At 68.0% G+C, this 26,198-nt stretch carries 31 protein-coding genes; 10 read left to right on the forward strand and 21 right to left on the reverse strand.

Features of this window, described 5'->3' with window-relative positions:
* Position 1: 1 nt before the first annotated feature.
* Both KBY96_RS03340 and tilS read right to left on the reverse strand, forming a co-directional pair.
* On the reverse strand, positions 2-628 hold the full coding sequence (locus KBY96_RS03340) for a hypothetical protein (RefSeq protein ID WP_254977796.1): 627 nt from the start codon (positions 626-628) through the stop codon (positions 2-4).
* Entirely contained in the window at positions 625-1,611 is a 987-nt protein-coding gene (gene tilS, locus KBY96_RS03345) for a tRNA lysidine(34) synthetase TilS (protein WP_254977903.1), read from the reverse strand. The genes KBY96_RS03340 and tilS overlap by 4 nt, the downstream gene beginning before the upstream one ends.
* A 73-nt stretch (positions 1,612-1,684) precedes the next feature.
* On the opposite strand from tilS, the gene KBY96_RS03350 reads away from it, so the two are divergent.
* From KBY96_RS03350 to uvrB, 3 genes are all read left to right on the forward strand, one after another.
* Entirely contained in the window at positions 1,685-2,461 is a 777-nt protein-coding gene (locus KBY96_RS03350) for a DUF561 domain-containing protein (RefSeq protein WP_254977797.1), read from the forward strand.
* 71 nt (positions 2,462-2,532) lie between these two features.
* Positions 2,533-2,958, forward strand: a complete 426-nt coding sequence (locus tag KBY96_RS03355; RefSeq protein WP_254977798.1) for a phage holin family protein — start codon at positions 2,533-2,535, stop codon at positions 2,956-2,958.
* 57 nt (positions 2,959-3,015) lie between these two features.
* Entirely contained in the window at positions 3,016-5,025 is a 2,010-nt protein-coding gene (gene uvrB, locus KBY96_RS03360; RefSeq protein WP_254977799.1) for an excinuclease ABC subunit UvrB, read from the forward strand.
* On the opposite strand, the gene KBY96_RS03365 is transcribed toward uvrB, so the two are convergent.
* From KBY96_RS03365 to KBY96_RS03380, 4 genes are read right to left on the reverse strand one after another with little or no spacing between them, the layout of a single operon-like run.
* Positions 4,988-6,931, reverse strand: a complete 1,944-nt coding sequence (locus KBY96_RS03365) for an aspartate kinase (protein WP_254977800.1) — start codon at positions 6,929-6,931, stop codon at positions 4,988-4,990. The genes uvrB and KBY96_RS03365 overlap by 38 nt on opposite strands.
* 54 nt (positions 6,932-6,985) lie before the next feature.
* Entirely contained in the window at positions 6,986-8,020 is a 1,035-nt protein-coding gene (holA, locus tag KBY96_RS03370) for a DNA polymerase III subunit delta (RefSeq protein ID WP_254977801.1), read from the reverse strand.
* Positions 8,020-8,352, reverse strand: coding sequence for a hypothetical protein (locus tag KBY96_RS03375; protein ID WP_254977802.1), 333 nt, complete (start codon positions 8,350-8,352; stop codon positions 8,020-8,022). Before KBY96_RS03375 ends, holA begins: the two co-directional genes overlap by 1 nt.
* Positions 8,315-8,764: a type II toxin-antitoxin system Phd/YefM family antitoxin gene (locus KBY96_RS03380; RefSeq protein ID WP_254977803.1), complete on the reverse strand. Its 450-nt coding sequence runs from the start codon at positions 8,762-8,764 to the stop codon at positions 8,315-8,317. Before KBY96_RS03380 ends, KBY96_RS03375 begins: the two co-directional genes overlap by 38 nt.
* A gap of 208 nt (positions 8,765-8,972) precedes the next feature.
* Between KBY96_RS03380 and KBY96_RS03385 the strand changes: the two genes are divergently transcribed.
* A complete protein-coding gene (locus KBY96_RS03385) occupies positions 8,973-9,716 on the forward strand; it encodes a precorrin-8X methylmutase (RefSeq protein ID WP_254977804.1) in 744 nt (247 codons plus the stop codon).
* On the opposite strand, the gene mutS is transcribed toward KBY96_RS03385, so the two are convergent.
* On the reverse strand, positions 9,659-12,514 hold the full coding sequence (gene mutS, locus KBY96_RS03390) for a DNA mismatch repair protein MutS (RefSeq protein WP_254977805.1): 2,856 nt from the start codon (positions 12,512-12,514) through the stop codon (positions 9,659-9,661). The genes KBY96_RS03385 and mutS overlap by 58 nt on opposite strands.
* 289 nt (positions 12,515-12,803) lie before the next feature.
* Between mutS and psbZ the strand changes: the two genes are divergently transcribed.
* The gene (gene psbZ, locus KBY96_RS03395; protein WP_254977806.1) at positions 12,804-12,992 is read left to right on the forward strand and encodes a photosystem II reaction center protein PsbZ; all 189 of its coding nucleotides are present in this window, start codon (positions 12,804-12,806) and stop codon (positions 12,990-12,992) included.
* A 54-nt stretch (positions 12,993-13,046) separates the two neighbouring features.
* Positions 13,047-13,526: a 6,7-dimethyl-8-ribityllumazine synthase gene (gene ribH / locus KBY96_RS03400; protein WP_254977807.1), complete on the forward strand. Its 480-nt coding sequence runs from the start codon at positions 13,047-13,049 to the stop codon at positions 13,524-13,526.
* Here the strand turns inward: ribH and KBY96_RS03405 are convergent.
* Positions 13,504-13,968 carry a GNAT family N-acetyltransferase gene (locus tag KBY96_RS03405; RefSeq protein ID WP_254977808.1) on the reverse strand — a complete coding sequence of 155 codons (465 nt, stop codon included), beginning with the start codon at positions 13,966-13,968 and terminating at the stop codon, positions 13,504-13,506. The two genes, ribH and KBY96_RS03405, sit on opposite strands and share 23 nt — an antisense overlap.
* A gap of 62 nt (positions 13,969-14,030) precedes the next feature.
* Between KBY96_RS03405 and rfbA the strand changes: the two genes are divergently transcribed.
* Together rfbA and rfbC are read left to right on the forward strand one after the other, a co-directional pair.
* Positions 14,031-14,981, forward strand: coding sequence for a glucose-1-phosphate thymidylyltransferase RfbA (rfbA, locus tag KBY96_RS03410; RefSeq protein ID WP_254977809.1), 951 nt, complete (start codon positions 14,031-14,033; stop codon positions 14,979-14,981).
* Positions 14,971-15,558: a dTDP-4-dehydrorhamnose 3,5-epimerase gene (rfbC, locus tag KBY96_RS03415; protein ID WP_254977810.1), complete on the forward strand. Its 588-nt coding sequence runs from the start codon at positions 14,971-14,973 to the stop codon at positions 15,556-15,558. Before rfbA ends, rfbC begins: the two co-directional genes overlap by 11 nt.
* 6 nt (positions 15,559-15,564) lie before the next feature.
* On the opposite strand, the gene KBY96_RS03420 is transcribed toward rfbC, so the two are convergent.
* From KBY96_RS03420 to KBY96_RS03430, 3 genes are read right to left on the reverse strand one after another with little or no spacing between them, the layout of a single operon-like run.
* A complete protein-coding gene (locus KBY96_RS03420) occupies positions 15,565-15,777 on the reverse strand; it encodes a type II toxin-antitoxin system HicB family antitoxin (RefSeq protein ID WP_254977811.1) in 213 nt (70 codons plus the stop codon).
* Positions 15,778-15,814: 37 nt separating this feature from the next.
* On the reverse strand, positions 15,815-15,982 hold the full coding sequence (locus KBY96_RS03425; protein WP_254977812.1) for a type II toxin-antitoxin system HicA family toxin: 168 nt from the start codon (positions 15,980-15,982) through the stop codon (positions 15,815-15,817).
* Positions 15,904-16,206: a type II toxin-antitoxin system HicB family antitoxin gene (locus KBY96_RS03430; RefSeq protein ID WP_254977908.1), complete on the reverse strand. Its 303-nt coding sequence runs from the start codon at positions 16,204-16,206 to the stop codon at positions 15,904-15,906. The genes KBY96_RS03425 and KBY96_RS03430 overlap by 79 nt, the downstream gene beginning before the upstream one ends.
* Positions 16,207-16,312: 106 nt before the next feature.
* Between KBY96_RS03430 and rfbD the strand changes: the two genes are divergently transcribed.
* Positions 16,313-17,278, forward strand: a complete 966-nt coding sequence (gene rfbD / locus KBY96_RS03435) for a dTDP-4-dehydrorhamnose reductase (RefSeq protein ID WP_254977813.1) — start codon at positions 16,313-16,315, stop codon at positions 17,276-17,278.
* Between the two features lie 113 nt (positions 17,279-17,391).
* Here the strand turns inward: rfbD and KBY96_RS03440 are convergent, their stop codons facing one another.
* Complete coding sequence (locus KBY96_RS03440) at positions 17,392-17,799, reverse strand: hypothetical protein (protein WP_254977814.1); 408 nt, start codon at positions 17,797-17,799, stop codon at positions 17,392-17,394.
* 141 nt (positions 17,800-17,940) lie between these two features.
* On the opposite strand from KBY96_RS03440, the gene rfbB reads away from it, so the two are divergent.
* Positions 17,941-19,050 (forward strand): dTDP-glucose 4,6-dehydratase, encoded by a 1,110-nt coding sequence (gene rfbB / locus KBY96_RS03445; RefSeq protein WP_254977815.1) that lies wholly within the window; start codon positions 17,941-17,943, stop codon positions 19,048-19,050.
* A gap of 57 nt (positions 19,051-19,107) precedes the next feature.
* Here the strand turns inward: rfbB and KBY96_RS03450 are convergent, their stop codons facing one another.
* The 9 genes from KBY96_RS03450 to KBY96_RS03490 form a co-directional block, all read right to left on the reverse strand.
* Entirely contained in the window at positions 19,108-19,545 is a 438-nt protein-coding gene (locus KBY96_RS03450; protein WP_254977816.1) for a hypothetical protein, read from the reverse strand.
* A gap of 46 nt (positions 19,546-19,591) precedes the next feature.
* Positions 19,592-20,398, reverse strand: a complete 807-nt coding sequence (locus tag KBY96_RS03455) for a glycosyltransferase (RefSeq protein WP_254977817.1) — start codon at positions 20,396-20,398, stop codon at positions 19,592-19,594.
* 295 nt (positions 20,399-20,693) lie between these two features.
* Complete coding sequence (locus KBY96_RS03460) at positions 20,694-21,476, reverse strand: class I SAM-dependent methyltransferase (RefSeq protein ID WP_254977818.1); 783 nt, start codon at positions 21,474-21,476, stop codon at positions 20,694-20,696.
* Positions 21,477-22,076: a glycosyltransferase gene (locus tag KBY96_RS16355; protein WP_254977819.1), complete on the reverse strand. Its 600-nt coding sequence runs from the start codon at positions 22,074-22,076 to the stop codon at positions 21,477-21,479.
* Between the two features lie 758 nt (positions 22,077-22,834).
* Positions 22,835-23,785 (reverse strand): glycosyltransferase family 2 protein, encoded by a 951-nt coding sequence (locus KBY96_RS03470; protein WP_254977820.1) that lies wholly within the window; start codon positions 23,783-23,785, stop codon positions 22,835-22,837.
* A 3-nt stretch (positions 23,786-23,788) separates the two neighbouring features.
* Positions 23,789-24,055 carry a hypothetical protein gene (locus KBY96_RS03475; RefSeq protein WP_254977821.1) on the reverse strand — a complete coding sequence of 89 codons (267 nt, stop codon included), beginning with the start codon at positions 24,053-24,055 and terminating at the stop codon, positions 23,789-23,791.
* 13 nt (positions 24,056-24,068) lie between these two features.
* The gene (locus tag KBY96_RS03480) at positions 24,069-24,338 is read right to left on the reverse strand and encodes an AbrB/MazE/SpoVT family DNA-binding domain-containing protein (protein ID WP_254977822.1); all 270 of its coding nucleotides are present in this window, start codon (positions 24,336-24,338) and stop codon (positions 24,069-24,071) included.
* Between the two features lie 333 nt (positions 24,339-24,671).
* Complete coding sequence (locus KBY96_RS03485; protein WP_254977823.1) at positions 24,672-25,352, reverse strand: methyltransferase domain-containing protein; 681 nt, start codon at positions 25,350-25,352, stop codon at positions 24,672-24,674.
* A gap of 3 nt (positions 25,353-25,355) precedes the next feature.
* A complete protein-coding gene (locus KBY96_RS03490) occupies positions 25,356-26,195 on the reverse strand; it encodes an FkbM family methyltransferase (RefSeq protein WP_254977824.1) in 840 nt (279 codons plus the stop codon).
* Positions 26,196-26,198: the final 3 nt, after the last annotated feature.

The following is a 26,198-nucleotide window of genomic DNA, read 5'->3' on the forward strand; positions in this document are numbered from 1 at the left end:
CTCAGGCCAGCCGCACCCGCAGCAGCCCCCGGCTGAGCTCCTCGAGCTCCCGGGCGCTGAGGCGGGTGGGATCGAAGGCCAGGGGATCGGCCGGGCGGCGGGCCGGCCGACCGCCGCCGGCCAGGGCGGGGGCGCTCTCCAGCTCCAGATCCTCAGCGCTGCCGGGATCGGCCTGGGCCACCTCCAGCTGCTCCGGTTCCTCCACCACCTCCACCGTCAGCTCCTCCATCCAGGGCATCGCCGCCGTTCCGGTGGCGGTAGCGGCGGCGGTGGCGGCGATCTCGCCAAGGCTGGCCGCCGGCTCAGCGGGGGTGGGCAGGCTCTTGCCCTCCTCCACCTGGGTGCACTGCTGCAGACCCTGCTCGGCGATCTCGCGCAGGGTGGTTTCATTGCAGTTGTCCAGCACGGCCTGGTAGTGGTCGCGCGCGTCGCCCACGGCGCCAAGGCCATAGAGGCGGGTGTGGCCCAGCAGCAGCTGCAGCCGCAGCCGCACCGGATCGGCGGGATCGGCCGGCAGCTCGCCCAGCAGCGCCTTGCTGAGCGCCTCCACCTGGGGCCACTCCCGCTCGCTGTAGAGCCGTTCGATCGTGGCGTAGCGCTGTTGCAGGATTTCGGGCGTCAGGCTCATGGGTCTGCGGGGGCGGAATCACGGCAGAGCCACAGTGTGGGTCCCTGCCAGCGCAGTTGCCATCCGTTGCCCAGATCGGCTCTGCCGGGGCCACGCTCGGGCGCCAGCCGCTCCAGCGGCGCCTCCAGGCAGCGCGCCGGCCAGCGCCGGCCGCTGTGGAGTTCCAGCCAGTGCATCAGCAGCTGGGCCTGATTGCCGTGCTGCAGGGCCGCCAGTCGCCGCCGGTCCAGGCCCGCGGCCACCGCCCCGGGCGGGGCCGGCGTCAACAGCGGCTCCAGGGCCAGCCGCAGCAGTTCGCCGGTGGCCCCCTCCGCCTGGGCCAGCTGTTCCGCCGCGCGGGCGATGCGGCGATCGGCACCGGGGTGCAGGGCGTTGAGCACCGGCCCCACCTCCAGGCGCAGACGGTTGCGGCTGAAGCGCCGGTCGGCGTTGCTGCTGTCGGTCCAGATCGGCAGTTCCAGATCGCGGCAGATGCGGGCCGTATCGCGGCGGTCGAACTCCAGCAGCGGCCGCACCAGCTCCACCGTGCCGTCCAGCTGGCGCCGCAGCCGCAGGCTGGCCAGGCCGCGGCGGTGAGACCCCCGGGCCAGGTTGAGCAGCAGGGTTTCGGCCCGGTCGGTGGCGGTGTGGCCGGTGAGCACCCGGGTGCTGTCCAGCTGGCGGGCCCGCTGCGCCAGCTGCCCATAGCGCCACTGGCGCGCCGCCGCCTCGCTGGGGCGCTCTGCGGCCGGCCGCTGCCAGCGCTCCAGCCACAGCGGCAGGTTGCGGTTGTGGGCCCAGGCCGCCAGCTGGTTTGCCTGCTGCGCAGACTCAGGCCGCCAGCCGTGATCGCCATGCCAGAGGCTGAGCTGCCAGCCGTGGCGCGCGCGCAGATCCAGCAGCAGCCCCAGCAGGGCCATCGAGTCCTGCCCGCCCGATACCGCCAGCAGCAGCGGCGTGCCGTGCGGCAGCAGCTCCGGCTGGCGCCGCAGCAGCCGGTGCAGGCGGTGGTGGTCGCCGCTCCAGGGGGCCGTGGGCTTGGGGTGGGAGAATCACCCCCACTGTGCTTCCTCCGGCATGTCGCGTCTCGATCGCCTGCCCGCCCCGCTGCGCGCCGCCCTCGGCCAGCGCCGCCTGCTCAAGGTGATCGCCGGCCTCACCAACTTCGATGCCGTCGCCGTGGCCCGCATCGCCCGCGCCGCCGGCAGCGGCGGCGCCGATCTGATCGACATCGCCTGTGATCCCGAGCTGGTGCGCATCGCCGCTGCCGCCGGCAGCCTGCCCATCTGCGTGTCGGCGGTGGATCCTGAGCTGTTCCCCGCCGCCGTGGAGGCCGGAGCCGCCCTGGTGGAGATCGGCAACTACGACGCGTTTTATCCCCAGGGGCGGATCTTCGCTGCCGCCGAGGTGCTGGAGCTGACCCGTCGCACCCGGGCGCTGCTGGCCGAGGTGGTGCTGAGTGTCACCGTGCCCCATGTGCTGCCGCTGGATCAGCAGGAGCAGCTGGCGGTGGATCTGGTGGCTGTAGGCGCCGACCTGATCCAGACCGAGGGCGGCACCAGCGCCCGGCCCGTGAGCCCCGGCAACCTGGGCCTGATCGAGAAGGCCGCACCCACCCTGGCCGCCGCCCACGGCATCAGCCGGGCCCTGGCTGCCGCCGGCCTGGACACCCCGGTGCTCTGCGCCTCCGGTCTGTCGGCCGTGACCGTGCCGCTGGCGATCGCCGCCGGGGCCGCCGGGGTGGGCGTGGGATCGGCCGTGAACCGGCTCAGCGACGAGCTGGCGATGGTGGCGGTGGTGCGCGGCCTGCGCGAGGTCCTGGGCGCCGGCGTGACGGCGACCTCCCGCCTGTAACGGCGCACATTTTGGGTGTTTGCGGCGGCGGCATCCGCGTCTAACTTGGCGCCGACCGTACAAACGAAACGATGGGAGCCTTCATCTGGCTGCTGCAGTGGCCGATCCGAGCGCTGATTCTGCTGATCGTTGACTGGCTTCCGCTCGGCGTGAAGGTGGACAGCTTCCGCACCGCCCTGCTCTCGTCGGTGGTGATCGGCCTGCTGGGCACCCTGCTGATCTGGCCCCTGAGGCTGCTGCTCGGCCCGGTCTGGGCGGTGACCAGCCTCGGCGGCCTGATCAGTCCGGTGAGTCTGCTGTTCAACTGGCTGATCACCGTGATCCTGTTCGGCCTGGCGGCCGCCCTGATCAAGGGCTTCCGGCTCGAGCGCGGCCTGCTCAGCGCCGCTCTGGGGGCCGTGGTGTACGCCGTGCTCTCGGCCCTCATCCTGCGCAGGCTCGGCCTCGAGATCGACTTCAACCGCGTCGCCGCCCTGATCTCCGGAGCCGCCGCCTGAGCCTGAGTCGGCCCAGCCGGGTCGCGCACCGGCGCCCTCCCCAGTGAGAATGGGGCCATGGCCGGCCTCTTCCAGCTCCACGCTCCCTACGAACCCAAGGGCGACCAGCCCACCGCCATTGCGGGCCTGGTGCGGGGCGTGGACGGGGGCGAGCGCTACCAGACCCTGCTGGGGGCCACCGGCACCGGCAAGACGTTCACGATCGCCAATGTGATCGCCCACACCGGGCGCCCCACGCTGGTGCTGGCCCACAACAAGACATTGGCGGCCCAGCTCTGCAACGAGCTGCGGGAGTTCTTCCCGAACAACGCCGTTGAGTACTTCATCTCTTACTACGACTACTACCAGCCCGAGGCCTATGTGCCGGTCTCGGACACCTATATCGCCAAGACGGCGTCGATCAACGAAGAGATCGACATGCTGCGCCACTCGGCGACGCGCTCGCTGTTTGAGCGCCGCGATGTGATCGTGGTGGCCTCGATCAGCTGCATCTATGGCCTCGGGATTCCCAGCGAATACCTCAAGGCCGCCGTGAAGTTCCAGGTGGGTGACAGTCTCAACCTGCGCGGCTCCCTGCGGGAGCTGGTGAACAACCAGTACAGCCGCAACGACGTGGAGATCAGCCGCGGCCGCTTCCGGGTGCGGGGCGATGTGCTGGAGATCGGCCCCGCCTACGAAGACCGGCTGGTGCGGATCGAGCTGTTCGGCGATGAGGTGGAGGCGATCCGCTACGTGGATCCCACCAGTGGCGAGATCCTGCAGAGCCTGGATGCCATCAACATCTATCCGGCCAAGCACTTCGTGACCCCCAAAGAGCGGCTGGCGGACGCGATCCAGGCGATCCGCACCGAGTTGCGCGAGCGGCTTGATGGGCTCAATGGCCAGGGCCGCCTGCTGGAGGCCCAGCGCCTGGAGCAGCGCACCACCTACGACCTCGAGATGCTCGAGCAGGTGGGCTACTGCAACGGCGTGGAGAACTACGCCCGCCACCTGGCCGGCCGGGCCGCCGGCACCCCGCCTGAGTGTCTGATCGACTACTTCCCCGACGACTGGCTGCTGGTGGTGGACGAGTCCCACGTCACCTGCAGCCAGCTGCAGGCGATGTACAACGGTGATCAGAGCCGCAAGCAGGTGCTGGTGGAGCATGGCTTCCGCCTGCCCAGCGCCGCCGACAACCGCCCGCTCAAGGCCGAGGAGTTCTGGGAGAAGGCCAGGCAGACAATCTTCGTGAGCGCCACTCCGGGCACCCTGGAGCTCGGCCGCAGCGAGGGGCAGGTGGTGGAGCAGGTGATCCGGCCCACCGGCGTGCTCGATCCGGTGGTGGAGGTGCGCCCCACCGAGGGCCAGGTGGATGATCTGCTATGCGAGATCCGTATCCGGGCCGAAAAGCAGGAGCGGGTGCTGGTGACCACCCTCACCAAGCGCATGGCCGAAGACCTCACCGATTACCTGGCCGAGAATGGCGTGCGCGTGCGCTATCTGCACTCGGAGATCCACTCGATCGAGCGCATCGAGATCATCCAGGACCTGCGCAACGGCGAATACGACGTGCTGGTGGGGGTGAACCTGCTGCGCGAGGGTCTGGATCTGCCGGAGGTGTCGCTGGTGGCGATTCTCGATGCCGACAAGGAGGGCTTCCTGCGGGCCGAGCGCTCCCTGATCCAGACCATCGGCCGCGCCGCCCGCCACGTGGAGGGCACGGCCCTGCTCTATGCCGAAAATCTCACCGATTCGATGGCCCGGGCGATTTCCGAAACCGAACGCCGTCGCGCCATTCAGCATGCCTACAACGAGAAGCACGGCATCACCCCCACCGCGGCCGGCAAGCGGGCCGGCAACGCGATCCTGGCCTTCCTGGAGGTGTCGCGCCGCCTCAATGACGAACAGCTGGAGGAGGCCAGCGAGCAGGCTGAGCACAACGGGGTGCCCCTCGATGCCCTGCCGGAGCTGATTCAGCAGCTCGAGGAGAAGATGAAGAAGGCCGCCAAGAACCTGGAGTTCGAGGAGGCCGCCAACCTGCGCGATCGCATCAAGGGCCTGCGCCAGAAGCTGGTGGGCAAGGCCTGAGCTCCGGGGCGCCCGCATTCGATACCGGCGCTTCGCTGCCCTCGGCGCGGTGCACGGTGGTGCCCCCCAGGCCGAAGGCGGCGTGCACCGTCTGCAGGGCGCGCACGCCGTCGGCGGCCGCCACCACACAGCTGGTGCGGATCTCGCTGGTGGCGATCATCTCGATGTTGATGCCCGCCTCCGCCAGGCAACGGAACATGCGCGCCGCCGTGCCGGCAATGCAGGGCATGCCCGCCCCCACGGCGCTGACCCGGGCGATGGCCGGACCCTCCTCGAAGCGCGAGCCGGGCCACTGCCGCAGCAGCGGCGCCAGGGCCCGCTCGGCCCGGGAGCGCTCGTCGCGGCGCAGGGTGAAGCTGATGTCGCGGCTGAGCTGGCCGGCCTCGGCGTGGGTGCGCTCCGACTGCACGATGGCATCGAGGCTGATGCCGGCATCGGCCAGGGCGCGGCAGACGGCGGCGGCGGTGCCGGGACGGTCCGGTACCCGGCGCACGGCCACCTGGGCCTGGTCGCGGTCGAGGGCCACGCCGCGCACCGGCGGGGCCTCCAGGCGGCAGAGCTCGGGGTTGTGCAGCAGCTGGCCCTCCTGCAGCTCGAAGGCGTCGGCGGCGGCCCGCAGGGCCCGCTGGCCCTGCTCGCCGGCCACCAGGCAGCTCACCTTCACCTCGCTGGTGGCGATCAGGCGCAGGTTGACACCGCAGCGGGCCAGGGTGTCGAACAGGCGGGCTGCCACGCCGGGCCGGCCCATGATCCCGGCTCCGGAGATGCTGAGCTTGGCCAGACCGCCCTCGCCCCGCAGCTGAGCCGCCATTCCGGTGTTATCTGGGCTGTCCTGGGCCGCCTCCTCGGCCCTGTCCTCCACCAGGGGGGCACCCATGGCGCTGAGCACCTCGCGGCACACCAGCTGGGCGTGGTCGAGGTCGGTTTCCGGCAGGGTGAAGGCGATGTCGTTGGTGTAGCCGCCGCCCTGGCTGCCCTCGTGGGTGGCCTGCACGATCAGGTCCACGTTCAGGCCGGCGGCGCCCAGGGCCTCGAACAGCTGGGCGGCCACCCCGGGGCGGTCGGGCACGTGGGAGAGGGCCACCACCGCCTGCTGGGTTTCCAGCTGGGCGCCGTCCACGGGCTTGCCCAGCTCCAGCCCGCCGCTGCCGATTGGCTGGGGGCTGCCGCTGGTGAGGTGGGTGCCGGGGGCGTCGCTCCAGCTGGAGCGCACCACCAGCGGCACGCCGTAGTTGCGGGCGATCTCCACCGCCCGCGGATGCAGCACGGCGGCCCCCAGGCTGGCCAGCTCCAGCATCTCGTCGCAGGTCACCGTGTCCAGGAACTGGGCATCGGCCACCTTGCGCGGGTCGGTGGTGAGCACCCCCGGCACGTCGGTGTAGATCTCGCAGGCCTCGGCGCCGAGGGCCGCCGCCAGGGCCACCGCCGAGGTGTCGGAGCCGCCCCGGCCCAGGGTGGTGATCTCGGGGGTGCCGGCGGCGCCGCTGCTGGTGCCCTGGAAGCCGGCCACCACCACCACCTGGCCGTCGTCGAGCAGCCGCCGCAGCCGCTCGGTGCGGATCTCCAGGATGCGGGCCCGCCCGTGGGCCGATTCGGTCACGATCCCGGCCTGGGTGCCGGTCATCGACACGGCCGGCACCCCCAGGGCATGGAGGGCCATCGACAGCAGGGCGATCGACACCTGCTCGCCGGTGGAGAGCAGCATGTCCATCTCGCGCTGCGGCGGCTCACTGCAGATCGCCCGCGCCAGGCCGGTGAGCTCATCGGTGGTGTGGCCCATGGCCGACACCACCACCACCAGCTCGTGGCCGTCCTCGCGGCAGCGGGCAACGCGCTGAGCCACCGCCTGGATGCGCTCCACGTCGGCCACCGAGGTGCCCCCGAACTTCTGAACCAGCAGGGCCATGGCACCACGGCCGCCCCACGCGGTCCGCACATCGATCGCTGCGATTATCTGCCCTCAGCCCGCAGCGGTTGTGCCCGGCAGGTTGGCGGTGCCCAGCAGCACGCCATCACGGAAGGCGGCCCCGGGCTCGGCGCCGCGCTTGAGGTCGGCCTCCACCTCCAGCAGCTGGCCCAGCAGCCGCAGCAGGCGCTCGGGGTTGCGGCCGCGGATCTGTTTGCGCAGCACGTAGATGCGCTTGGGGTTGCCGATGCCGGCCGCCCTGGCGATGGCGGCCACGTCCTGCTCGCCCTGGCGATCGAGCAGGGCCACCCACAGCCAGCCGCGGACCTGGCCGCTGAGGGTGGCGACGATGCGCAGGGCCGGCTCGCCGGCCGCCAGCAGGTCGTCCACCAGGGCGATCGCCTCGACGGCCTGGCCGGCCAGCAGGGCATCCCCCACCGCCAGGGCGGTGGTGCTGTGGCCGGCCACCAGGGCCCGCACCGCCGCCAGGGTGATCGTTGTGCCGGAGCCGCCGGGGCTGTTGCCGGGGCCGGCGGCGTAGAGGCTGAGTTTCTCCAGTTCGCTGGCCAGCCGGGCGCTGTCGTTGCCGATGGCGGCGGAGAGGGCCTCGGCGGCGGCCGGCTCCAGCTGCAGTCCCAGCTCCCTGGCGGTGCGCACCACCAGCTCCACCTGGCCGGCGCCGTCCCACACCGAGGGCAGGGCGAAGCTGCGCTCGCTGGCCTGGCCCGCCTTCACCAGCTTCTGGAGAGCCTTGGTGGTGCGCAGGCGGCCGTCCGGTTTGGCCGGGTTGATCAGCAGCAGATGGCAGCTGGGGGGAATCAGCTCCAGCGTCGCCTCCAGCTGATCGGCCAGCTCGGCGGGGCACTGGTTGCAGAAGGGACTGCGCTGCAGCAGCACCACCCGGGCGCCGGCGCCGAAGGGCGGTGTGCGCGCCTCCCCCAGGGCCCGCGCCGCCTGGTCCGGTTCGTTGCCGTCGAGGCGGCTGAGGTTGATCGCCGCCCAGGCCGGATCCACCAGCTCCGCCACCAGGGCCTCCACGGCGCGGGTGCGGGCGGCCTCGTCGTCGCCCCAGAGCAGGTGGATGGGCATCAGGTGCTGGATCGGGGGCTGGAGCGGGCGTGGCGGGAGCTGGACACCAGGGGCAGGTCGATGGCGTCCACCAGAGGGTGGCAGTCCAGCAGCTGGTCATCGTTGCTCACCAGCACCGCCGCCCCTGCGCTGATCGCGCAGGCCAGCTCCAGGGCGGCCATGGCACTGAGGCCGCCTGCGGCTGGCTGCACCCGGCGCAGGCGGGCGGCAGCCTCGGCCACGGCGGCATCCGCCGCCACCACCTGCCAGGCCTGGCCGTCGGCGAAGACCTGGCGGTAGCTCTGGGCCCGGCCCTCATGGCCCTGGCTGAGCGGGCCCTCGAGCAGCCGCATCAGCCTGATGCGGCTGCTCGAGGGCCCGCCAGAAGCCCTGGGCGATGCCCTCCAGCAGCCTGCTGAGCAGCCCGCGCCTGGGTGCCGTTCCCTGCAGGAAGCCGATCAGGGCCGAGGCCTCGAAGCCGATCAGGGCCCCGTGGGGGAGGAGGTGGGGATCCCATGGACGGCTGGGTGCTGGGGCGCTGGCCTTGTCGTGTGGCCAGGCACCGTCGTGCGGCCAGTAGCCGCGGCCGCTGCCCCGCAACTCCAGCAGGCGGCGGCGCTGCGGCACCTGACGCTGGAAAAGCGGCACCAGGGCGGCCACCGGCTGACCGTTGCGGTTGATCACCAGCTGCTCGCCTGCCTCGGCGCGGCTGAGCAGTTCCGGCAGACGCCGCCTGGCCTCCTGCACCCCCAGAGACTCGGACATGGGCGCGACGGTAGGTGTGTGGTGGCCTGATCCCGATTCTGTACAGGCTGTACAGGTTCGGGATCGGGCCAAACAGAGATCAGGCCAAACAGAGATCAGGGTCCAGCCAAGGGGAAGCGGGCCAGAGCAGGCCAGCGGGTGCCATCCGCCGCGGCTGAAGCAAGGTGAGTGCACTGACAGTCAGTGCGTCCACCACCTCCAGGCCCGCGTGGAATCCCCGTTCGACCATCCGATCTTCAGCGAGAGCATCGCCCTGATCCGTGCGCTGCTGGCGGAGCGGGCGGCGGCCGATCCGGCCCTGGCGGCGCTGCTGGCGGGGTGGGATCCGCTGGCGCGCGAGGTGCTCGAGCGCTGCATCCACAGCAGCGGCGATCCGGCGATCAGCAGCCAGCTGCGTTTCAGCCCGGGGGCCTGCGCGGCCGGGGTGGCGGCGCTGCGGGCCGGCGCGCCGATCCTCACCGACACGGCCATGGCGGCGGCGGCGGTGGCGCCGATGGCGGGGCGCACCTTTGCCAACCGGGTGGTGTGCGCCCTGGAGTGGGCGCCGGCTCAGGCGCCGGCGGGCTCGACGCGGGCGGCGGCCGGCATGGCGGCGGCCCTGGCTGATCTGCAGCCCGCTTCCGGGGGGAGGGCGGAACCCGCGCCGGTGGTGCTGATCGGCAGCGCCCCCACCGCCCTGGAGGAGCTGCTGGCGCGGGTGGCGGCCCCAGCGCCTGGCGGGGCACTGCCTGCGCCGGCCCTGGTGATCGGCATGCCGGTGGGGTTCGTGGGGGTGGAGCAGAGCAAGCGCCGCCTGGCTGCGAGTGGCCTGGTCCACATCCGGCTGGAGGGCTCCAAGGGCGGAGCCGGTCTGGTGGCCGCGGCCTGCAACGCCCTGCTGCGGGCCGGCTGGCTTCAGGCGGCGAGCGCCCCGTCCCCTGCGCCCGGCTCCCCGTTGCCGGGCTCCGGCTGACCGAGGCTGATCTGGCTGTTGGCTTCAATGCGGCCGAGCACCTGGCGGGCGCGCAGCACCACCGGCGCCGGCACGCCCGCCAGGCGGGCGGCCTCGATGCCGTAGCTGCGGCTGGCGCCGCCCGGCACCACCCGGTGCAGGAAGCGCAGGTCGTGGCCGGTCTCCTCCACCAGCACCCGGGCGTTGGCCACGTTGGGGAGCAGGCCGGCCAGCTCGTTGAGCTCGTGGTAGTGGGTGGCGAACACGCAGCGGGCGCCGATGGCGGTGGCCAGGTGCTCGGCCACCGCCCAGGCGATCGAGAGGCCGTCGAAGGTGGCGGTGCCGCGGCCGATCTCATCGAGCAGCACCAGCGAGCGCGCCGTGGCGTGGTGAAGGATGTTGGCGGTTTCGGCCATCTCCACCATGAAGGTGGACTGGCCGGCGGCCAGGTCGTCGCCGGCGCCGACGCGGGTGAAGATGCGGTCGGCGACGCCCAGGCGCGCCGAGGTGGCCGGGATCCAGCTGCCCATCTGGGCCATCAGCTGCAGCAGGCCGGTCTGGCGCAGGTAGCAGCTCTTGCCGCTGGCGTTGGGGCCGGTGAGGATCAGCAGGTCGGGCGGGCCCTCGGCGTCACTGGTGCTCCCCAGGGCGATGCCGTTGGCGGTGAAGCCCTCCTCCACCAGCAGCTGCTCCACCACCGGGTGGCGGCCGGCCTCGATCTGCACCACCCGGGCGTCGGCGCCATCGGGGGGAGTGATCTCGGGGCGGCAATAGCCGCCGGTGGCGCCCACCTCGGCGAGGCCGGCGATGGCGTCGAGCTCGGCCACCAGGCGGGCGGCCGTGCGGATCGCCGCCGCCTGCTCGCCCACCCGGCCGCGCAGAGCGCAGAACAGCTCGTATTCGCGCTGGGCGGCGCGGGCCCGCAGCTGCTGGATGCGGCCCTCGCGCGCCTTCAGCTCGGGGGTGACGAAGCGCTCCTCGTTGGCCAGGGTCTGGCGGCGGATCCAGTGCTCCGGCACGGCGCCGGCCTTGGCCCGGCTCACGGCCAGGAAGTAGCCGAAGGTGCGGTGGTACTGCAGCCGCAGGGTGCTGATGCCGCTGCCGCGGCGCTCGGCGGCCTCCTGGCCGGCCAGCCAGGCGTCCTGGTCGTCGAGCTGGTTGCGCAGGCCGTCGAGCTGGGCATCGACGCCGTTGTGGATCAGGCCGCCCTCGCTGAGGGCCAGGGGCGGGCTCTCCACCAGGGTGTGGCGCAGCTCGGCCGCCAGCTCGGCCAGCTCCGGCCAGGGCCGGGCCAGGGCCTGCAGGGGGGGGCTGCTGGCGCCGGTGAGCAGGGCCGCCAGCTGGGGCAGGCGCTCGAGGCCGTCGGCCAGGGCCACCAGGTCGCGGGCCGAGGCGCTGCCGGCGCCGGCCCGGCCGGCGAGGCGCTCGAGATCGCCCATGGGCCGCAGCAAGCGGCGGATCGCCAGCCTCAGGGGCCGCTGCCCCACCAGCTCGCTCACCCCGTCCTGGCGCTCCAGGATGGCGGCGCGCTCCACCAGGGGCGCCTCCAGCCAGCGGCGCAGGCAGCGGCCGCCCATGGCGGTGTGGGTGCGGTCGATGGCCCACAGCAGGGACCCCTGCAGGCTGCCGCCCAGCTGGGTGCGGGTGAGCTCGAGGTTGCGGCGGGTGGCGGCGTCGAGCACCAGGGCGTCGCCGGCGTGCCAGGTGGTGGGCGGGTCGAGCGGCACCCGCCTCTCCGGCCCGGCGCTGGTGCCGTTCTGGGTGCCATCGAGGTAGTGCACCAGGCCGCCGGCGGCGCGCAGGGCCAGGGGCACCTCCCCCAGCCCCAGGCCATCGAGGCTGGCCAGGTTGAAGCGCTGGCGCAGGGTGGCGCTGGCCTCCGGCAGCTCGAAGGGGGTGCGGGGCAGGGGCGTGAGCCGCAGGCCCGCGGGACACCAGGCGGGCGCCGCCGCCGGGGTGTCGCCCGCAGCGCCGCCGGGCCAGAGCACCTCGGCTGCCTCCAGCTGCAGCAGTTCCTGGTGCAGGGCGTCGCTGCCGCGGCGCTCGCTGACGCGGAACTCGCCGGTGCTCACATCGGCCACCGCCAGCCCCCAGCGGGCCGCCGAGCCGCCGGCAGGACCCTCGAGCACCACGGCGCAGAGCCAGTTGTTGCGGCGTGCGGCGAGCATGCCCTCCTCGAGCACTGTGCCGGGGGTGATCACGCGGGTGATGTCGCGGCGCAGCAGCTCGCCCCGGCCCTGGCTGCGGGCGCTGGCCTCCTCCAGCTGGTCGCAGAGGGCCACGCTGAGGCCCCGGCGCACCAGCTCGCCGCAGTAGCGCTCGGCGGCGTGGTGGGGGATGCCGGCCATCGGCACCCGGCCGATCGCCTTGCCGCCCTCCTTGCCGGTGAGGGTGAGCTCCAGCAGCCGCGACACGGTGATCGCGTCCTCGAAGAAGCACTCGAAGAAATCCCCCAGCCGGTAGAGCAGCAGGCGCTCGGGGTGGGCGCGCTTGAGCTCCACGTAGTGGCGCAGCACCGGCGGCAGCTGGGCGGGGTCCACCAGGTCGTGGTGGTGCCAGGGGGGCAGGTCGCTGTCGGTGTCGGTGGTGGCGGCGGGCGGCGCTGGGGCGGCGGTGGTGCTTGGCTGCCGGCGCTGTGGGGGGCGCTTTCGGGGGCGGGCGGCGGCGTCGGCGGCCAGGGCCTCGGGCTCGAGGCCGGGATCCAGACCAGGGGCGGGGGCGGTAGGCGCAGGGGCGGCAGCCGGTGCCGCGGCGAACAGGCTGCCCTGCACGGTGGCCTCGGGCACGAGCGAGAGCTGCTGCTCGGCTTCCGCGGCCACGGACCCCCTGGATGCTGGAGTCGATCGTACGGCGGCTGGCTGGAGGCGCCGGAGCCGCCGGGGGGGCGAGCGGGGCTGGGGTCGTGACGGGCGAGTCCAGATTCTGTACAGGCTGTACAGGAGGGGATGCGGGCGAGGAGCAGGGGCCTCCCGGGTGGATCGGCGGATCGGCCCCGCTCGACAACTTGTGAAGGAACGTCCCAGGCAGCCCCGGGCGGCCGGGAGCCCCATGTGAGAATCCCGAAATCGACCGGCCGGCCTGCCCCCAGCCGATCCCACCCGCTGATCCATGCAGATCCTCAACACCCTCACCGTTCTGGCCCTGGTGGTGGCGTCGTTCGCCCTGATCGTGGCGGTGCCGGTGCTCTACGCCAGCAGTGAGGACAGCGGCCGCTCCAACCGTCTGATCCTGCTGGGCGGCATCGCCTGGCTGGTGCTGGTGCTGGTGAACTGGGGCATGAGCTTCTTCGTGGTCTGAAGGGCGGCTTCTAGGCTCGGCTGCAGATCAGCGCCACGGCAGTGGCGGGTGCCCGTGGCCACTTTCGAGGGAACGTTTCAGGGTGCCGCCGGCCTGCGGGCGGCGATCGTGGTGGCCCGCTTCAACGACCTGGTGACGGGCAAGCTGCTGAGCGGCTGTCTCGACTGCCTGCACCGCCACGGCATCGACACCAGCGCCGGCAGCGCCCAGCTGGATGTGGCCTGGGTGCCGGGCAGCTTCGAGATCCCGCTGGTGGCCCAGAAGCTGGCGGCCAGCGGCCAGTATCAGGTGGTGATCACCCTGGGGGCCGTGATCCGCGGCGACACCCCCCACTTCGATGTGGTGGTGGCCGAGGTGAGCAAGGGCGTGGCGGCGGTGAGCCGCGCCACCGGCGTGCCGGTGATCTTCGGGGTGCTCACCACCGACACCATGCAGCAGGCCCTGGAGCGGGCCGGGATCAAGAGCAACCTGGGCTGGAGCTACGCCCTGCAGGCGATCGAGATGGGCTCCCTCATGGCCGCCCTGCCTGCCTGACCAGCAGCTGCTGGGTGCCCACCGGGCGAAAGCCGAGCTGCTCGTAGAAGCCGGCGCTGTTGGTGGTCATCAGATACACCCGCTCCACGCCGCGCACGCGCGGATGGTTGAGCAGGCCCTCCACCACCTGGCGGCCCAGGCCCCGGCCCTGCAGGTCGCCGGCCACCACCACATCCCAGAGCACGGCGCGGCATTCGCCATCGCTGCTGGCCCGCCCGAAGCCCACCAGCCGCTTGCCGCGCCACAGGCTCACCACCACCGGACTGCCACCCAGCAGCCGGCGCAGCTGGCCGTAGCTGCGCTGCCGGGCCCAGAAGGCGTGGTGGTTGAACAGGCGCTGCAGCTTCAGCAGCCCGCGGCTGGGGCGCAGGCTGGGCCCCAGCCCGAGCCAGCGCAGGCCGGGGGCGCCGGGGGCGTGGCGCAGCAGACGGATCGCGACCATCAGAAGCGGCTCGTGCAAACATCCTCCCAGCTACGCCCCCTGCTTTGGCTCAGCAGCCCGCCTTGGCTCAGCTGCCCACCCCGGCTCAGTCCCGCAAGGGGATCATCCTGGCTGGCGGCAGCGGCACCCGCCTGCACCCGATCACGGTGGGGGTGAGCAAGCAGCTGCTGCCGGTGTACGACAAGCCGATGATCTACTACCCGCTCAGCACGCTGATGCTGGCGGGAATCCGTGAGGTGCTGATCATCACCACCCCGCTCGATCAGCCTGCTTTCGAGCTGCTGCTGGGGGATGGCAGTGCCTGGGGGATCACGATCCGCTATGCGGTGCAGCCCAGCCCCGACGGGCTGGCCCAGGCCTTCCTGATCGGTGCCGAGTTTCTCGCCGGTGCCCCGGCCGCCCTGGTGCTGGGCGACAACCTCTTCCACGGCCACGACCTGGTGCCCCAGCTGCAGGGCAGCAACGGCGGCGGCAGCGCCGCCACGGTGTTCGCCTATCCGGTGCGCGACCCGGAGCGCTACGGGGTGGTGGAGTTCGCCTCCGACGGCCGGGTGCTGAGCATCGAGGAGAAGCCGGAGCGGCCGAAGTCGCGCTACGCCGTGACCGGGCTCTACTTCTATGACGCCTCGGTGGTGGAGCGGGCGCGGCGGGTGCAGCCGTCGGCGCGGGGGGAACTGGAGATCACCGACCTCAACCGCCAGTACCTCGAGGAGGGGCTGCTGCGGGTGGAGCTGATGGGCCGGGGCATGGCCTGGCTGGACACCGGCACCTGCGATTCGCTGCATGAGGCCGGCAGCTACATCCGCACCCTGGAGCACCGCCAGGGCCTGAAGGTGGGCTGCCCGGAGGAGGTGGCCTGGCGGCAGGGCTGGATCGACGGGGCCCAGCTGGAGCGGCTGGCCCAGCCCCTGCGCAAGAGCGGCTATGGCGACTACCTGCTGCGCTGCCTCAATGAGCCCAGCAGCGACCACCGGGCGCTGCAGTCGAGCCTGGAGGTGGGTCATGCAGGTTGAGCACCTGCGCAGCGCTGGCGGGGTGGAGATCGCCGGGCCTCTGCTGCTGCGTCCAAACGTGTTCGGCGATGGCCGCGGCTTCTTCTACGAGAGCTGGAACCAGGGGGTGTTCGACGCGGCGGCGGGCGAGACCCGCTTCGTGCAGGACAACCACTCCCGCTCGGCGGCCGGCGTGCTGCGGGGCCTGCACTACCAGCTGCCACCCCATCCCCAGGGCAAGCTGGTGCGCTGCGTGGTTGGGGCGATCTTCGATGTGGCGGTGGACATCCGCCGTGGCTCGCCCACCTTCAGCCAGTGGGTGGGCGCCGAGCTGAGCGCCGAGAACAGGGCCCAGCTGTGGGTACCGGCCGGTTTCGCCCATGGCTTCCTCACCCTGAGCGAGCACGCCCAGGTGCTCTACAAGACCACCGACGTGTGGAGCCGGGAGTGTGAGCGCGCGCTGCGCTGGAACGACCCGCAGCTGGCGGTCGCCTGGCCCCTGGCGCGCCTGGCTGGCGCCCTTCCCCAGCTGAGCGCCAAGGACGCCGCCGCGCCCAGCTTCGCCGAGGCCGTGGCGGCCGGAGAGGTGTTCCCGTGAGTTGGTCTACACCGTCACGGTGGCCACGCTGGTGCGCTGCACCGGCGTCGATTGGGCATCGTCTGCCAGGCCCTCGAGGTGGAAGGCGATCGCGGCGCGGATCCGCTCCAGCACGTGCTCTTGGCTTTCTCCCGTGGCCACACACCCAGGCAGATCGGGCACATAGGCCGAGAAGTTCCCCTCAGCCCGCTCGATCACAACGGCAAAGGATTGGCTCATGGCAGAGAAAGACCGGGTTTTTGGATACGAACGTGAGTTACGGACGAGGTACCCCCAGGTCAGTGCAGATCTTCCGCACCAGGAGTTCTTTGATCTCCGTGTGCCGGGGTATGGCGCTGCGGCGGTTCAGTTCAGGGTGGTGCCACCAGGAATGGTTGCTCCCCTCGCGAAGCTCTGCGCAGCCGTGTTTTTTGAGGTGGCGCACCAGGTCTCTGCGCTTCTCAGCGCCAGTGCCAGCTCCTCGTAGGAGCTGCCAGCGGCGGCGCGGGCTTCGGCGCGGTTCATTTCCAGCGCCTCTTGGAGCACCGCTTTCAGCGATTCAAGCAATGCATCACGACTGGACTCCTGGGCGTTCACACCAGGGACCTCTTCCACCCAGCCAACCCACCAGTCCCCGTCCTGCTTCACAACAGCGGTGTAGTGGTTCACAGCCGTTGGCTCCTGCGCATTGCCATGGTTTTCATCAACCTAATCAGCCCGCGACCCAGCAGCAGTCGATCGTGCATCAGTTCTCAGCCTGCGTGGAGGCCCAGCGATGAGAGTGCTGCTCACCGGCGCCGCCGGCCAGCTGGGCCAGGCCCTGCGCCAGCGGCTGCCTGAGGGGGTGGAGCTGATCGCCACCAGCCGCAGTGGCGCCAACTCTGGCGGCACGGGCGGTGGTGGCGGCGGCGACGGCCTGCTGGCCCTGGATCTGGCCGATGCCGGCGCCTGCCGGGCGGCGGTGCGGGAGCACCGGCCCGACTGGGTGCTCAACGCCGGCGCCTACACGGCGGTGGACAGGGCCGAGAGCGAACCGGAGCTGGCGCTGGCGGTGAATGGCGGCGCGCCGCGGGCCTTCGCCGAAGCCCTGGCGGAGACGGGCGGCCGCTTGTTGCAGGTGAGCACCGACTTCGTGTTTGACGGCCGCCAGGGCAGCCCCTACCGGCCGGAGCAGCCCCGCCGGCCCCTGGGGGTGTATGGCGCCAGCAAGGCGGCCGGTGAGGAGGAGGTTGAGGAGGTGCTGGGCGGCAGCGGCCGCGGCGTGATCCTGCGCACCAGCTGGGTGATGGGTCCGGTGGGGAAGAACTTCGCGCTCACGATGCTGCGGCTGCACCGCGAACGGGGGGCCGCCGGCCCGGCGCTGGGCGTGGTGGCCGACCAGGTGGGCTGCCCCACCAGCACCCTCACCCTGGCGGCGGCCTGCTGGCGGCTGATCACCCACGCCGATGCGCGCGCTGCTGCCGATCCCCTGCCGCCGGTGCTGCACTGGAGCGACGCCGGCGCCGCCAGCTGGTATGACGTGGCCGTGGCGGTGGGCGACCTGGGGCTGGAGCTGGGGCTGCTGGAGCAGGCCGCTCCGGTGAACCCGATCACCACTGCCGACTATCCGCTGCCGGCGCCGCGCCCCAGCTACTCGCTGCTGGCCTGCGGCGCCACGCGGCAGCTGCTGGGCCTCGATCCCCTGCACTGGCGCACTGCCCTGCGGGAGGTGCTGCGGCAGGTGCTGGCCGCGGTGGGATGACCAGCGCTGTGTCGAGATCCAGGTTGCTGCCAGGTGCATCACAGGCCTGGTTGGCGGTAGAGATCAGCCAACTCCGGGCTGTTGAGCAGGTTCAGCAGTCGTTGGAGCTTGCGTCAGTTGTTGGGGCTGGGGTCGAGCTCGAAGGCAAGCCGGCCTCGATCAAGTCGAGCTCGGATTCGATCCAGGCGAGAATTGCGTTGTCGTTCCTCAGCTGCTCGGTCTCTTTCTCGAGCTGTTTCCCGCGCCTCCGCGATGCTTCGATCCTCATCTCGACGTCGGGATCGCGACGCCAGTTGAGCATCGACAAGAACGAGCGGAAGCGAGAGCGCGATGAGCCACACGCCCCATTGCTGGGGGAGGTTGATTCGGCGGTGGGGGACGTTGATGTGGTCATAAGAGGAGAACAGGGCAATCAGGGCAACGACGGCGCCAAACAGGGTTTCCACGACGGCCTGGATGTCGAAGCCCAGCCAGTGCCAGGCCTTGGGAACGGCTCTCTCGAGAGCTGCTGCCGAATCCACACCCCCAGATGATCCATCCACCCTAAGAAGCCCATCCCCCGCAAGCCAAGCCCAGCTTAGTACAAGCGTACTGCTTGCGTGCATCTGCCTTCCCTGTCTCTGACCCGCTCAACACCCTCAATGGCTGCTGTCCCTGCCGCGATGTCTGTCTCTCCAACTCACTCCCCCACCGCCGCCGAGCTGCTGGCCGGCCGCCGCCGCGTGCTGGTGACCGGCGGCGCCGGCTTCATCGGTGGGGCGCTGGTGCGGCGGTTGCTGGCGGAGAGCGAGGCGCTGGTGTTCAACCTCGACAAGTGCGGCTACGCCAGCGACCTCACCAGCATCGAGGCGCTGCCCCAGGCGACAGAGCGCCACCAGCTGCTGCGGGTGGACCTGGCCGATGGCGAGGCCACGGCGGCGGCGGTGCGCCAGGCCGACCCGGACCTGGTGATGCACCTGGCGGCCGAGAGCCATGTGGACCGCTCGATCGAGGGGCCGGGGGCGTTCATCGAGAGCAACGTGAGCGGCACCTTCCAGCTGCTGCAGGCGGTGCGGGCCCACTGGCAGGGGCTGGGCGCGGAGCGGCGCGAGCATTTCCGCTTCCACCACATCAGCACCGATGAGGTGTTCGGCTCGCTGGGGGCGGAGGGGCGCTTCTCGGAGACCACCCCCTACGACCCGCGCAGCCCCTATTCGGCCAGCAAGGCGGCCAGCGACCACCTGGTGAACGCCTGGCACCACACCTACGGCCTGCCGGTGGTGCTCACCAACTGCAGCAACAACTACGGCCCCTGGCAGTTCCCCGAGAAGCTGATCCCGGTGGTGATCCTCAAGGCGGCGGCGGGCGAGCCGATCCCGCTCTACGGCGACGGCGGCAACGTGCGCGACTGGCTGTATGTGGACGACCACGTGGACGCCCTGCTGCTGGCGGCCTGCCGCGGCCGGCTGGGCCAGAGCTACTGCGTGGGCGGCCATGGCGAGCGCACCAACAAGCAGGTGGTGGAGGCGATCTGCGCCCTGCTCGATGAGCTGCGCCCCGCCGGCGCCCCCCACGCGCGCCTGATCACGCCGGTCACGGACCGTCCGGGCCACGACCGCCGCTACGCCATCGATCCGGCCCGCATCAGCAGCGAACTGGGCTGGCAGCCGCGCCACAGCTTCGAGCAGGGGCTAGAGGCCACGGTGCGCTGGACCCTGGAGCACCAGGACTGGTGCGCCGAGGTGCGTGAGCGGGGCGGCTACAGCGGCGGGCGGCTGGGGCTGGTGGGGTAGGCGATCACACCAGCCAGCCCACCAGGCGCGAGCGCAGGGCCATCAGGCGAGTGCTGATCACTCCGGCGTGCCGCGATCGGAGTCCGACTCGGTGAGGCGAGGGGTTTGCAGCGGAGAGCGATTGAGGGCCAACTCCAGCACGGTTTCCAGCCGAATCACCCGACTGTTGAGCTCATCGATGCGGCGCTGCTGCTCCTTCATCAGGCCGGCCATGGAAGCCGCACGGACTTCGGCCAGGGCGTCATCGAGCGCCGCTTCGGTGCGAGCGGTGCTGAGCTCCAGTTGCTTCAAAGCCGCTTCCAGAGCATCGGATTCTGCCTGCCGCTCCGAACCAGCGCTGGAGGCATAGGCAGCACCCGCTTCCCGGAAAAACTGCCCGAGCGAGAGGCCCAGGCTGCTGGCGCGATCGGTGTAGGTGGCTTTCTCCGTGGGCGTCATCAAGACGGCAACACGCTCCGTTGCGCGCTCACCTGCGGTTTTCGGGGCCGTCGCCATCGGGTTTAAGCGCTGTGCATGTGCTGCACATATTAAGCGAGGCCAGTCACACCAGCCAGCCGACCAGACGGGAGCGCAGGGCCATCAGGCGGGGGTAGTGGCGGGCGAAGGGGCGCAGGCCGAACTTGATGATCTCCGCCGCCTTGGCGGGCAGGTTGCGGGTGGGTTCGCGCAGGCGCAGGCGCAGTACGGCCCAGGTGGGCAGCTGGCTGGACACGCCGCCGAGGTTGTAGGCCACCACCGGCTCGCGCAGGTAGGCCACGCGGCTGAGGTCGGCGAGGGCCGAAGCCATCCAGCCGCGGCAGGCGCCCTGGGGCGCGTCGAGGCGGTAGGGGTGGGCGCGGGCCCAGTCGCCCTCCACCACCAGGCTCTGGTGGTTGGGCAGGTAGAACCACAGCCAGCGGCGCAGGCTGCGCACCGCCGGGTCCGGCACCAGCCAGGGCGGGCAGCGACTGGGCGGCACGGGGCAGACGCGGGCCTGGCCGAACACCACCCGTGGCGGGGTGCCCGTGCGGCTGATGTGGGCCAGGGCGTGATCGAGGAGGCGCTGCAGGGCGTGGGGATGGAGCCAGTTGTCGCCGGAATTGAGGAACTGCACCCAGTGGCCGCGGCAGTGGGCGAGGCCGAGGTTCATGGCCGGGTAGATGCCGCGGGCCGGGTGATCGCGCACCAGCTCGAAGGGCGCCATGGCCTGGGGAGAAACGGGCTCATCGCTGCCATCCACCACCACCACCTGCAGGGCTGCTGACACCTGCTGGCTGCGGATCGAGGCGAGGGTGCCGTCCAGCTCCTGGGGGTTGTTGCGGGTGAGCACGACGATGCTCACCAGGGGCTGGGGTGAGGTGGCGCTCATGGGCTGGGGCTTCTTGAGTGAATGGCCATCTCAAAGGCGTAAAAATGTGCGGCTTTCAGGAGAATGGAGCTGGCGGTTTTTGGATCTAAAGGTGTGATTTTTGCCGACAATTCGTGACTGTCTGAATTGCCAAGTGCTGCCCTGTTCTGAATTTCGGCCATTGATAGCCTTCAAAGGCACTTGTCAACTGTGAAATTTAATATGCGGGCTTCGGGTACGCTGGTCTTGCTGTGTGTTGCTCGAGCACTCGCGGGTGGTTGAGCTCTTGAGATCACTTGCGTGGTAAGGAGGCCTTTCACGCAATCTTCTTGAAGAGATAGTTTGGGTTTTTCATGACTACTTGATAATTTGAGTTGTGCTTGATTTCTTTCATTAGCTTCGAAAGGCCAAAGGGGTCGGCGTCAGATGAATCATCAAATAATATAAATCCACCGAGTTCTAAGCTCTTGTCTATATTTTTAAAGTCGCGCTTTGCAAATTCATAGGTATGATTTCCATCTATATAGGCAAATGCGATCTCGCCGCCGAGGATTGTTGTTCTTCCAAATATATCATTGGCCTTTGCATGCTTTTGCCATAAGAGAAAAAACTCGTCAGATGTTTGCTCAACCGCGAAGGGCTTGTTGTCTGGAGAAAAGAATTCAATATTCCTGATGAATGATGACTTGACAAAGTTCCGATAATCTTTATGAGAGATCTGACTATTTCCTAAGTTTGGTCCATTTTCTGATCCCTCAAAGATCCACTTGTCGCAGCAGAAGATCTTGTTGTTCTTTCCGGCGATCTTAAGTAGGTAACTGATGACATTCGCAGAGAGGCCGCAGAAGCTCCCGATTTCTACAACGGGGACGCCTGATGGCAGATTCTCAATCGCAAAGCGCATGGCGTAGATATTGCCTTTTGTCAACATCCCTGCGTTTGCAAATGTAAGCCAATTTATATACTCATCTGAGATTGTTTTGGTTGTTAGCTGCTGTGCTCCTAGGTGAAGTAGTGTCTTGAGTCTGGCAATCATCGGTTTAGGTGATTTTGTTGCTTCTATCCTGCCGGGGTTCATCATTGCTTTCAAGCTCTGCACTCATGGCCTTTGACTGTGCAGACTGTTCAGCACCTCTCGATAAAGCTCGGCATAGAGCCCGGCGATGCGGCCGGGGTTCCAGAGCTGCTCCGCGCGCTGGCGGGCCTGGCGTCCCAGGGCGGCTTGCCGCTCGGGGGTCTCCAGCACCCAGCGGATGCCGTGGGCGAGATCGGCGGGGTCGTAGGGCTCGGCGAGGTAGCCCGTGCGCTGGTGGTCCACCACATCGGGCAGGCCGGTGGCGTTGAAGGCCACCACGGGCACGCCGCAACTCTGGGCTTCGCTCGCAGTTTGGCCAAATGCCTCCATCAGGGAGGGCACCACCATCACATCGGCGGCGGCGTAGAGCAGCGCCAGTGCTTGGTCATCATGGAGGGCGCCCACGTAGTGCACCGGCAGGCCTAGGTGAGGCGGGGCGTTTGGCTCCGATTGGCCGAATACCACTGCCTCGAGGCCGGGAACGCTTCGGGTGAGTCGGCGCAAAGCGGCAACCAGCAGATCCCAGCCCTTGCCCGGGTCGCGGCTGCCGCCTACAGCCCCGAAGAGCACTAAGGGCGGCTCTGCCGGCAGGGCGAACAGCTGCCTGGCTAGCGCCTGAGGCACGGGTCGATAGATCTCTGTAGGCAGCGGATGGGGGATCACCCGTACGGGCCAGTGCCCCAGCAGCGCTGAGCGTTGCACACACTCGGACAGCCAAGTGCTTGGACATACGAGCTGAATCGGTTGCTTCCAGTGGCGGCGTTTCCGCTGCCAGCACCAGCGGTCGAGATCCAGACCTTGATGGCCTTGCGGCCTGTTGGATGCAAGGTAGCCCTGCCGGTAGCGGTGATCTTCGAGGCCGTTGGGATGATGTTCACTACCGCAGAAGGCCCAGCTGTCGTGAAGGGACCAGACCAAAGCTTTCTTTAGTCGACCGATAGCTTCGATCGATAGCATTTCTCCGTTTACCCAATGTAGATGGAGCAAGTCAGAGTAATTGCTATTTAGTTCTCGGTCCAGTCGACAGGGTAGAAATGAAGGGGAATGGAGAATTTGATTCGTTGTGCTCTGAAGCCTTGAGAAGAGCAGGCCAGCAGATGATCGTGCAAGGGGAAGTGCTGCACTCTTCCCTGTTGGGCCATGGATAGTGGAGCAATCGCACAGCTTCCGGCCAACTCGCATCTGGCTGCGGATCTGAGGAAAACTGGTTCCTTGTAAACAGGTGTGTATGCGGTGCGCAGCGCGAGCAGCGCCACCTTGCTTGTCAGAGAAAGAGACATGGCACACTCGTATTGTGGCGCGCTCTGTAGATGGGCTGTCAGAGGTCTCTTCTGGAAGGCCCATCTGATTTATAACTTGGGAGAGTTCAGCTTTGGATTTCCTCATGCTATCCCTAGCCTCGCCAAGAGGCGATGCCTGATCCGGCGCAAAAGGCTGGGTTTGAAGATCTGGTAAAAAGTAAAACTGTCTGCAGCCGCATCTCTTAAGGCAATAGTTGGGCTCTTCATCTGAAGAATTCGTGACTGATGACGTGAGATGGCTTCTGAATAGGTGCGATACCCTGAAGGCGCAATTGCGGTATGGGTGGCGTCTTCGCTAAATCCAATGTTGAAAACTAAGTTCTCGTTTGGCAGGGCTGTCAGACCTCCGTTAACGAGGCAGGTAAAGGTCCACCGATAAGCCCATGAGTCCGGTTTCCCTTCGCGGAGCAGCCGGTCCCAGATGGCTGCCCAGTAGCGCGCTTCGCTGGGGTTCTCAAAGATTGATCCGAGCAGGCCGGAAGCCTTCAGGGCGGGCCACTGGTGGAGTTCGCCGTCGTAATGGCGCCAGCAGCGGCGCCAGGTGGCCCAGCCCCAGCAGTGGTTGTAGCGGCTGAAGTAATAGCTGCCGTCGCCACGCCAACGGCCATTCTGGAAGTTGTTGCCGCTGATGCACCACACCCGCGTGTCGTGGCGGTAGCGCTCCAGGAGGGTGACGCAGTAAACGAAAAAGGCGGGGTGGGGTACACAGTCGTCCTCTAGGACGATGCCCTCCTCCACCTGCTCGAAGAACCAGCTGATGGCGCGGCTGACGCCTAGGCGGCAACCCTGGTTGGTGTCGGAATAGAGCCGCTCGATCCGGCAGGGCCAATCGATCTCGTTGTCGATCACGGTTCTTGTGGCTGCCACCTTCTCGGCTTCGCCGGGGCGCTCAGGGTTGGGGCCATCGCAGGCGACGAACAGCCGCGTGGGTGCCACGGGACGGATGGCATCGATCACCTGGCGCAGGGTGTTGGGGCGGCGCCAGGCGATCAGGAGAAGGGGGGTGTCGGCGGGGGTGGGATCCAAAGCCATCGGTTAACTGCGCGCCATCAGGTCCACGTCGTGGAGATCCTTGAAATCGGCATCCATCGTGTACAGCCTGGCTTGATGGACACGGGCGTTGGTCAGGATGATGCTGTCAGCCATGGGCAGCCGCAGCGTGTGGCTGAGTTGCGCAGCGGCGATGGCGAGGCGGCTGTCGAGATCGTCCAGCATGCCGCGTTGCATGGCTGCAGCAGCCTGGATGGCCTGGTCCTCGCTGTGTTCCCGCAGCACCCACTTGAATACTTCGGTTTGGAGCATCGCCAGAAACCGATCAGGCAGTGGGCCGTTTGTGAACACCTCGATCCAACGAGACGAGTCCACCACGGCTCTTTGCGGATTCACAGGCGGTGGGGTTCGCGCTGGAAGGTGTTGTCTCCATCAAAAACCCGCGCAATGCAGCAGGGGGCTGGTTTGGCACCAGTTCGATCCGCCCCGGCAGCGCCAGCACCTGCGGCTGCTGGCCTGGAGCGAGGCCGAACTGCTCGCGCACCTGCTTGGGGATGACGACCTGGTACTTGGGGGAGACAGTTGTCAGATCCATGGCCCCAACGTAAGCCGGAAGCCAGGTGGATGCCGCTTTCCGGCTTCAGGAGCGGTTTGCCCAACCCGCGGGTTGGGGAAGGCGTCGAGGTGTTTGGGATTGGGGCCGTCGCAGGCGACGGACGGCTGGGTGGGCGCCACGGGACGGATTGCGTTAATCACCTGCTGCAGGGTGTGGGGGCGGTGCCAGGCGATAAGCAGGAGGGTGGCGGTGGCTGGGTCACGCGAGCGGGTGACGGTGAGCCGTACGTGCAGACAGAATAAGGGTGGTACTGGGCGCCAGGATTGCCAAAGACGCATGAAATCAAGAGGCGCCGATGGACCGATGTGCGGATTAGTCTTCAGACCTTTCCTTGTATCCAATAGCATAGATAGATGTGGCTCGCCTCGACTCCATGTCTAGCCCAGGCTGAAAATCCCGCAGCCTGCATTTGCTAAATCCTGCGCTTCTCATGATATTAATAAGATTCTCTTGGTCGAACATGTAGGCGTGTTCGCCTCTTCCCATGTATGCAATGTAATTCACTTGATCGATAAGGCTGCCTGTGTTGCTTAGCCCTGGGGTGTAAGCCTTCTCCACTTCCAGTAGGTTTTTTCCTGCAAGGTAGGCTTCCATGTAACGGCGAGCATTCGGAACGCATACGGAGAAATCGCCGCCAGGCTTTAGAGCTCGATGGCATTTTCTGAGGAGCCTGCGCAAATCATCGAAGGGAATATGTTCCAAGACGTGTGAGCTGTAGATGCTGTCTAGTGAGTTGTTTGGGAACGGCAGCCCTGCCCGCAAATCCCATGTCAAATCACAGCCTAAACTACGATCTAGTGTTATCCAGCCTCCGGCTCCAACTTTGTTGCCTGCGCCAATTTCCAGTCGAATTGGTGCCGTTCTTCTAAGGATAGAAGATACCTTTATTCTGGTTTGAATGGATTTTATCTTGAGGAAAGGCCATTTCCCGGCTCGCTTTGCTGCCGTGCTTATCTCGTTGAGCAAACTGTATCTTGGCTGACCTGCATCCATGCGTCACACTTCCTCCTGCCCTTGGCTGTGATCACTGCCTAGAATGGCGGCTATGTTCTGGTAGCGAAAAACAGGAAGATCCCCATCGTGAACTGCTAGGAGCCTTCCCTTCGGAAGTATTCTAAATAAGCTGTAGTCGCCAAGAATGAATCTAAAGTCATTCAAAAATGTGCGACTCGGAATCATCGTCTCGTTAAACTCGAATTGAATCGCGCCTATTTTCCGTGAGGCAATCATTTCGCGAAACCCTTGGAGTACTTTAAGCTCATGTCCCTCGACGTCAACTTTTAGCAGATCAATAAACCTAATTCTCTGTTGCCTGCAAAACTCGTCACCAGTCGTCACTTCTACTTTAAACGTCTTTTCCTGCTGCCCGTGGACTTCAGTAATGACGCCGGCTTCAAGAGAGGCGTGGGTGGACCCATACGATGAATCGGCGTAATCATGCATCCTTGCAGCCCCTCGCTGATTGGATAATCCGATGTTGAACGTTTTTATCGCTGGAATCTCCCGTACTCGTGCGGCAAGTGTCGTGAAGGTTTCCGGAGAGGGTTCAAAGGCAAAGAGCCGATAGGGTGTTTCGATCTTGAGGCTTGTGACCATCAGTGCCCAGTTGCCTACGTTGGCACCGACGTCGAAGACGACTGCGTCTGTAGGTGGCAGGTCTGCTGGCCTTCTTTCTTTGTAAGTCTTAAGGACTGAACGGGCAAATCCCTTTTCGCCCGATATTCTGAAATCCTGGTAGTTAAGAATCCCCTGCCCTCTCAGGCCGGCTAAGACCAGTGCTTTGTTGAATTTCGCCAGCCATGGTTTGCCAAAAACAGAGGCATAGACGTCAAGCAATAC

It is taken from the genome of Cyanobium sp. ATX 6A2, from assembly GCF_024346355.1.
Taxonomy (GTDB): Bacteria; Cyanobacteriota; Cyanobacteriia; order PCC-6307; family Cyanobiaceae; genus NIES-981.